We start from the raw sequence: 6,578 nt of genomic DNA on the forward strand, positions 1-6,578 counted from the left end.
GTGTTGGCCGCCCGATCGCGACACGACCAGGATCGACCGCATGAGCGAACGCACCGTCGCGCTGGTCACCGGCGCGAACAAGGGGATCGGGTACGAGATCGCGGCCGGCCTGGGGGCGCTCGGCTGGCGGGTGGGGGTCGGCGCCCGGGACGAGGGGCGCCGGGAGACCGCCGTGGCGACGCTGCGCGCGGCCGGCGTGGACGCGTTCGGCGTACCGCTGGACGTGACCGACGACGCGAGCGTGACCGCCGCCGCGCGCCTGCTGGAGGAGCAGGCCGGCGGTCTCGACGTGCTGGTCAACAACGCGGGCGTGACCGGTGGGATGTCGCAGCAGCCCGGCGGCGCCGACGTGGCGACGGTGCGGGCGGCGGTCGAGGTCAACGTGATCGGCGTGGTCCGGGTCATCGAGGCGACGCTGCCGTTGCTGCGCCGCTCGGCGTCGCCCCGGATCGTCAACATGTCCAGCGGCGTCGGCTCGCTCGCCCGGCAGAGCGCCTCCGCCGGCGAGCAGCAGACCGGGCCGCTGTCCGTCGCCTACGCGCCGTCGAAGTCGATGCTCAACGCGGTGACCATCCAGTACGCCCGGGCGCTGGCCGACACGAACATCCTGGTCAACGCCGCCTGCCCCGGCTTCACCGCGACCGACCTGAACGGTTTCCGCGGGGTGCGCACGCCGCAGCAGGGCGCGGCGGTCGCGATCCGGTTGGCGACGCTGCCCGACGGCGGGCCGACCGGCGGCTTCTTCGAGGACGCGGGCGTGGTGCCGTGGTGACCGGCCCGGTCAGCACCACATGACCGGGTTGCCGGTGGCGACCGACGCGGCGCACACCCTATGTGGCGACCGGCCGCGGTCGTGGCCCTGGCGGGACGGGCGTGCCATCATCGGCGGCGTGGCCACGCAGTCCCGGCACCTCAGTGTGCACATCGACCGTCCGGTCGCGGAGGTCTACGCGTTCGCGTCCGACCCGGCCAACCTGCCCCGCTGGGCGCCCGGCCTGGGTGGCTCGGTGACGCGCGAGGGCGGGCACTGGTACGTCGAGACGCCCGAGGGGCGGGCCGGGCTGACGTTCGCGCCGGCCAACGACTACGGCGTGCTCGACCACGAGGTGCGGACGCCGTCCGGCGAGACGGTGTACGTGCCGCTGCGCGCCATCGCCGACGGCGATGGCACCGAGGTGGTGTTCAGCCTCCGGCGGGGACCGGGCATGAGCGACGCCGACTTCGCGCGGGACACCGCGCTGGTCGAGGCCGACCTGGCCCGGCTCAAGGCCGTGCTGGAGTCGGCCGGTTGGAACGGCGAGGCGTCGATGGGGAAGAGGAACGATCCCCGTTCCTGACGCGGTCGATGCTCAGCCTGGAGCCCGGCACCGCGAGCACGGTCGAGACCACCACCGTCGACGAGGCAGCGACCTGCTCCCCGGACGCAGCGGCGAAGGGGTCTCCCGTCGGGCAGGGCAAGCTTGCCGCCCACCTCCGCGCTGCCCGGTCATGGTGCCACCCGTTCACCGGCGCAGCCGGCTCGCGGGTGCGCCACGTGCCTGGGGTGACCCGCTCAGCGGCGGGTCGACGTCACGAACCGGGTCCACGCCGCCGGGCTGAAGGTGAGCACCGGTCCGGCCGGGTCCTTCGAGTCGCGGACGCCGACCACGCCGGGCAGGTTGCCGGCGACCTCCACGCAGTCGCCGCCGTTGCCGCCGCTGCGGGTGCTCTTGCGCCACCGGGCGCCGCTCAGGTCCATGCCGCCGCCGCTTCCCTCAGCAGTTCCAGGGTCCGCGTGCGGGGCAGCGCCTCGCCCCGGATGCGTTCCCACCGACGCTCCAGGGTAGCAATCTCCGAGGGCTGCTCGATGATCTGCGCGCGGGCCTGGCTGTCCACATGCGCCACCCGAGTGCCGTCGCGCAGCTCCGCGATGACGAACGGGCCGTCCAGCCCGGGATAGGTCGGCGTGTCCACCGGCACCACGTGGAGCTGCACGTTCGGCAGTTCGGCGCAGGCGAGCAGATGGGTCACCTGCGCGGCCATCAATGCCCGGTCGCCGGCGGCGGCGCGGCGCAGCACCTGCTCGTCGAGCACCACGACGTACAGCGGCCCGCGCGCCCGGGTGAGGATGCCCTGCCGGTCCAGCCGGGCGGTGACCAGGTCGGTGACCTCGTCGGCGGTCAGCGGCTGGCCGATGAATGTGGCCCGGGCGTACGCCTCGGTCTGCAACAGGCCCGGCACCCACGCCAGTTGGAAGGCGCGCAGCGCGACCGCCTCGCGTTCGATGTCCACCCACGGGCGGAACCACACCGGCTCGCGACGGCGGATCGCGTCCGGCCAGAGCGCCTCGATCGGCTGGCCCAGCAGATTCGCCACAGTCGCGCGGTGCCGGCTCTGCGGGATGTGCCCGGGGTTCGCCCACCGGGCCACCGTCTTCGGGTGCAGGCCGAGCCGCTCCGCCAGGCTCTCGGCGGTGTGGCCGGCACCGGCCAGCGCGGTGACGAAGGCATGGTTCATGCCCGTTCCTCCCCGGAGCAAAAGAACCGTCCGGAGGAGATTACACAACGCTGTGTGATTGTTCGGGCACCATCGGCACGGTGGAGGCATGACCGAACCGACACCGACATCGGCGTACCCCCGGGTGGTGCTGCCGCTGACCGGCCACCGCGCGTGTGGTCCGGCCTGGCGCTGCGACCGCTGCGGTGAGCCCTGGCCGTGCCCGACCCTGCGGGCCGCGCCCACCGACGCGGCCCGCCGCGCCACGATGATCCCCGAGTTCTCCCGGCTCACCCGGCAGGCCATCCGCGACCTGCGTGGCCGACCCGACGGCCCGGACCCGATCGCGATCGTGCGGCGCTTCCTGTGGTTCCTGCCGCTCACCGACGCCGAGGCGCGCGCCGTCGCCCTCCGCCTGCGCTGAGGGTGTAAGGAAGGGCCCCTTATTAACGCCTGGGGTAGAGGAAGGGCCCCTTTTTAACAGCGAGCTGTTAAAAAGGGGCCCTTCCTTACATCCAAGGTCAGCTGGCGATCATGCGGCGCAGCACGTACTGCAGGATGCCGCCGTGCCGGTAGTAGTCCGCCTCACCCGGGGTGTCGATGCGGACCACGGCGTCGAACTCCACGCCGGTGTCGGTGGTGACCTTCACCGTGCGCGGGGTGTCGCCGTCGTTGAGCGCGGTGACGCCGCTGATCGAGAACGTCTCCGTGCCGGTCAGGCCCAGCGACTCGGCGGTGGTGTCCACCGGGAACTGCAGCGGCAAAACGCCCATGCCGATCAGGTTCGAGCGGTGGATCCGCTCGTACGACTCGGCGATGACCGCCTTCACGCCCAGCAGCATGGTGCCCTTGGCCGCCCAGTCGCGCGACGAACCCGAGCCGTACTCCTTGCCGGCCAGGATGACCAGCGGGACGCCCGCCTCCTGGTAGGCCATCGAGGCGTCGTAGATCGAGGACTGCTCGCCGGTGAGGTGGTTGACCGTGAAGCCGCCCTCCACACCGGGGACGAGCTGGTTGCGCAGCCGGATGTTGGCGAACGTGCCCCGGATCATCACCTCGTGGTTGCCCCGGCGGGAGCCGTACGAGTTGAACTCGTGCCGGGCCACGCCGTGCTCGGCCAGGTACTTGCCGGCGGGGGAGTCCGCCTTGATCGAGCCGGCCGGGGAGATGTGGTCGGTGGTCACTGAGTCGCCCAGCTTCGCCAGCACCCGCGCGTCGGCGATGTCCTGCACCGGGGTCGGCTGCTGCTGCATGCCCTCGAAGTACGGGGGCTTGCGCACGTAGGTCGACTCGCCGTCCCAGGAGAACGTGTCGCCGGTCGGGGTCGGCAGCGACTGCCAGCGCTCGTCGCCGGCGAACACGTCGGCGTACGCGGAGCTGAAGCCGGTCGCGCCGATCGCCGAGGCGATGACGTCCTGGATCTCGGCGGTGTTCGGCCAGATCTCCCGCAGGTACACCGGGTTGCCCTGCGAGTCCTCACCGATCGGCTCGTTGGCCAGGTCGATGTCCATCGTGCCGGCGAGCGCGTACGCGACCACCAGCGGCGGGGACGCCAGGTAGTTCATCTTGACGTCCGGGTTGATCCGGCCCTCGAAGTTGCGGTTGCCGGACAGCACCGACACGACGGCCAGGTCGCCCTCGTTGACGGCGGCGGAGACCTCCTCCGGCAGCGGGCCGGAGTTGCCGATGCAGGTGGTGCAGCCGTAGCCGACCAGGTTGAAGCCGAGCTTCTCCAGGTACGGCGTGAGGCCGGCGCGGTCGTAGTAGTCCATGACGACCTTTGAACCCGGCGCGAGGGTGGTCTTCACCCACGGCTTGCGGGCCAGGCCCTTCTCCACCGCGTTACGGGCCAGCAGCGCGGCGCCGATCATGACCTGCGGGTTCGAGGTGTTGGTGCAGGAGGTGATCGCGGCGATCACCACGGCGCCGTGGTCCAGCTCGTACTCGACGCCGTCGGCGCCGGTCACGCGTACCGGGTTGGTGGCCCGGCCGCCCGCGCCCACGGCGGCGGTCTCCAGGTCGCGCGGCGCGTCCGCCGGGTCGTTGACGCCGTTGGCCGGGGCATCGCTGGCCGGGAAGGACTCGGCGCTGGCCTCGTCGGCCGGACCGTCGGTGCCGAACGGCTTCTCCTGCTGCGGCACGCCGGGCTTGCGACCCGGGTCGCCGCCGGTCTCGTCGGCGGCCACGTAGTCGGTCAGCGCCGAGCGGAACAGCGTCTTGGCGCTGCCCAGCGGCACCCGGTCCTGCGGGCGCTTCGGGCCGGCCAGCGACGGCTCGATGGTGCCGAGGTCCAGCTCCAGGCGCTCCGAGTACTCCGGCTCGCGCGCCGGGTCGTGCCAGAGGCCCTGCTCCTTGGCGTACGCCTCGACCAGCGCGACCTGAGACGCGTCGCGGCCGGTCAGCTCCAGGTAGCGGACGGTCTCGGCGTCGATCGGGAAGATCGCCACGGTCGAGCCGTACTCCGGCGACATGTTGCCGATGGTGGCGCGGTTGGCCAGCGGCACCGCGCTCACGCCCGGGCCGTAGAACTCGACGAACTTGCCGACCACGCCGTGCTTGCGCAGCATCTCGGTGATGGTGAGCACCAGGTCGGTGGCGGTGGTGCCGGCCGGCATCTCGCCGGAGAGCTTGAAGCCGACGACGCGTGGGATCAGCATGCTGACCGGCTGACCGAGCATCGCGGCCTCGGCCTCGATGCCACCGACGCCCCAACCCAGCACGCCCAGGCCGTTGACCATGGTGGTGTGCGAGTCGGTGCCGACGACCGTGTCCGGGTACGCCTGGCCGTTGCGCTCCATGATCGTACGGGCCAGGTACTCGATGTTGACCTGGTGCACGATGCCGGTGCCCGGCGGGACGACCTTGAACTCGTTGAACGCGGTCTGGCCCCAGCGCAGGAACTGGTAGCGCTCCTTGTTGCGCTCGTACTCCAGCTCGACGTTGCGCTCGAAGGCGTCCTCGCGGCCGAACAGGTCGGCGATGACGGAGTGGTCGATGACCAGCTCGGCCGGGGCGAGCGGGTTCACCTTGGTGGCGTCGCCGCCGAGGTCGCGGACCGCCTCGCGCATGGTGGCCAGGTCGACGACGCAGGGCACACCGGTGAAGTCCTGCATCAGCACCCGGGCCGGGGTGAACTGGATCTCCACGCTCGGGTCGGCGGTGGGGTCCCACGCGCCGAGCTGCTGGATGTGGTCGGCGGTGATGTTCGCGCCGTCCTCGGTCCGCAGCAGGTTCTCCAGCAGGATCTTCAAGCTGTAGGGCAGCCGATCGTGGCCCTCCACCTTGTCGATCCTGAAAATCTCGTAGCTCGCGTCTCCGACGCGTAGCTGGGTCTTCGCACCGAAGGTGTCGAGGCTCGCCACGTCGTACTCCTTCACACCAGCGACCGTGAGTAGTCCTGAGCAGTTTGTCGCACCGACCGGGGCGCCGCCGTGCTTAGGCGACACTTACCTACGTCGGTCTCTACAAAACCGTACGTCCGTCTTGCTATTCGCGCAACCTCGTGCCAGCGTGCGGGACGCGGTGGGCTCCCGGCGGGCGACGGGTCCGCACGTGTCCTTCGGGCCCTCGGGAGGCGAGGTCGCGCGGGTAGGGTCGGTGCGTGGTCGACGTGCAGCACTGGCTCTCCGCGCTACCCCGGGCGTGATCTACCTGATCGTGGGCGGGGTGATCGGCGTCGAGAGCATGGGCATCCCACTGCCCGGCGAGATCGTGCTGGTCAGTTCCGCCCTGCTCGCCGCCACCGGGGTGGTCCAGCCCGAGTGGGTGGCCATCGCCGCCGCGACCGGCGCGATCGTCGGCGACTCCATCGGGTACGCCGTGGGCCGTCGTGGCGGTCGGCCGCTGCTCGAACGGCTGGGCCGGCGCTTCCCCAAGCACCTCGGCCCGGCGCACCTGGCCCGCGCCGAGCAGAGCTTCGCCCGTCACGGTGTCTGGGCGGTCTTCTTCGGGCGGTTCGTCGCGCTGCTGCGCATCCTCGCCGGCCCGCTGGCCGGGGCGCTGCACGTGCCGTACCGCCGGTTCCTGGTGGCGAACGCGGCGGCGGCGGTCTGGTCTGGGCGTTTCGGCACCACCTACCTGTTGTTCTCCGTCGGGCGGGCCGC

7 protein-coding genes are annotated in these 6,578 nt (G+C 71.7%); 4 read left to right on the forward strand and 3 right to left on the reverse strand.

The annotated features are described in order from the left end of the window. Positions 1–40 precede the first annotated feature (40 nt). The gene (locus COO58_RS29780) at positions 41–772 is read left to right on the forward strand and encodes an SDR family oxidoreductase (RefSeq protein ID WP_098747988.1); all 732 of its coding nucleotides are present in this window, start codon (positions 41–43) and stop codon (positions 770–772) included. Positions 773–890: 118 nt separating this feature from the next. Beyond that, positions 891–1,337, forward strand: coding sequence for an SRPBCC family protein (locus COO58_RS29785; RefSeq protein ID WP_098748004.1), 447 nt, complete (start codon positions 891–893; stop codon positions 1,335–1,337). A gap of 215 nt (positions 1,338–1,552) precedes the next feature. On the opposite strand, the gene COO58_RS29790 is transcribed toward COO58_RS29785, so the two are convergent. After that, positions 1,553–1,738, reverse strand: a complete 186-nt coding sequence (locus tag COO58_RS29790) for a DUF397 domain-containing protein (protein ID WP_098747986.1) — start codon at positions 1,736–1,738, stop codon at positions 1,553–1,555. Then, a complete protein-coding gene (locus COO58_RS29795; protein ID WP_098747985.1) occupies positions 1,729–2,496 on the reverse strand; it encodes a DUF5753 domain-containing protein in 768 nt (255 codons plus the stop codon). The genes COO58_RS29790 and COO58_RS29795 overlap by 10 nt, the downstream gene beginning before the upstream one ends. Positions 2,497–2,584: 88 nt before the next feature. Between COO58_RS29795 and COO58_RS29800 the strand changes: the two genes are divergently transcribed. Continuing rightward, the gene (locus tag COO58_RS29800; RefSeq protein ID WP_013475922.1) at positions 2,585–2,899 is read left to right on the forward strand and encodes a hypothetical protein; all 315 of its coding nucleotides are present in this window, start codon (positions 2,585–2,587) and stop codon (positions 2,897–2,899) included. A 97-nt stretch (positions 2,900–2,996) separates the two neighbouring features. Here COO58_RS29800 and COO58_RS29805 read toward each other — a convergent pair whose 3' ends face one another. Further along, positions 2,997–5,852, reverse strand: a complete 2,856-nt coding sequence (locus COO58_RS29805; RefSeq protein ID WP_098747983.1) for an aconitate hydratase — start codon at positions 5,850–5,852, stop codon at positions 2,997–2,999. Between the two features lie 265 nt (positions 5,853–6,117). On the opposite strand from COO58_RS29805, the gene COO58_RS29810 reads away from it, so the two are divergent. Continuing rightward, on the forward strand, positions 6,118–6,578 hold a 461-nt coding region (locus COO58_RS29810), incomplete at its 3' end, for a DedA family protein (RefSeq protein WP_255292819.1).

This window comes from Micromonospora sp. WMMA1996 (assembly GCF_002573675.1).
Taxonomy (GTDB): domain Bacteria; phylum Actinomycetota; class Actinomycetes; order Mycobacteriales; family Micromonosporaceae; genus Micromonospora; species Micromonospora sediminicola.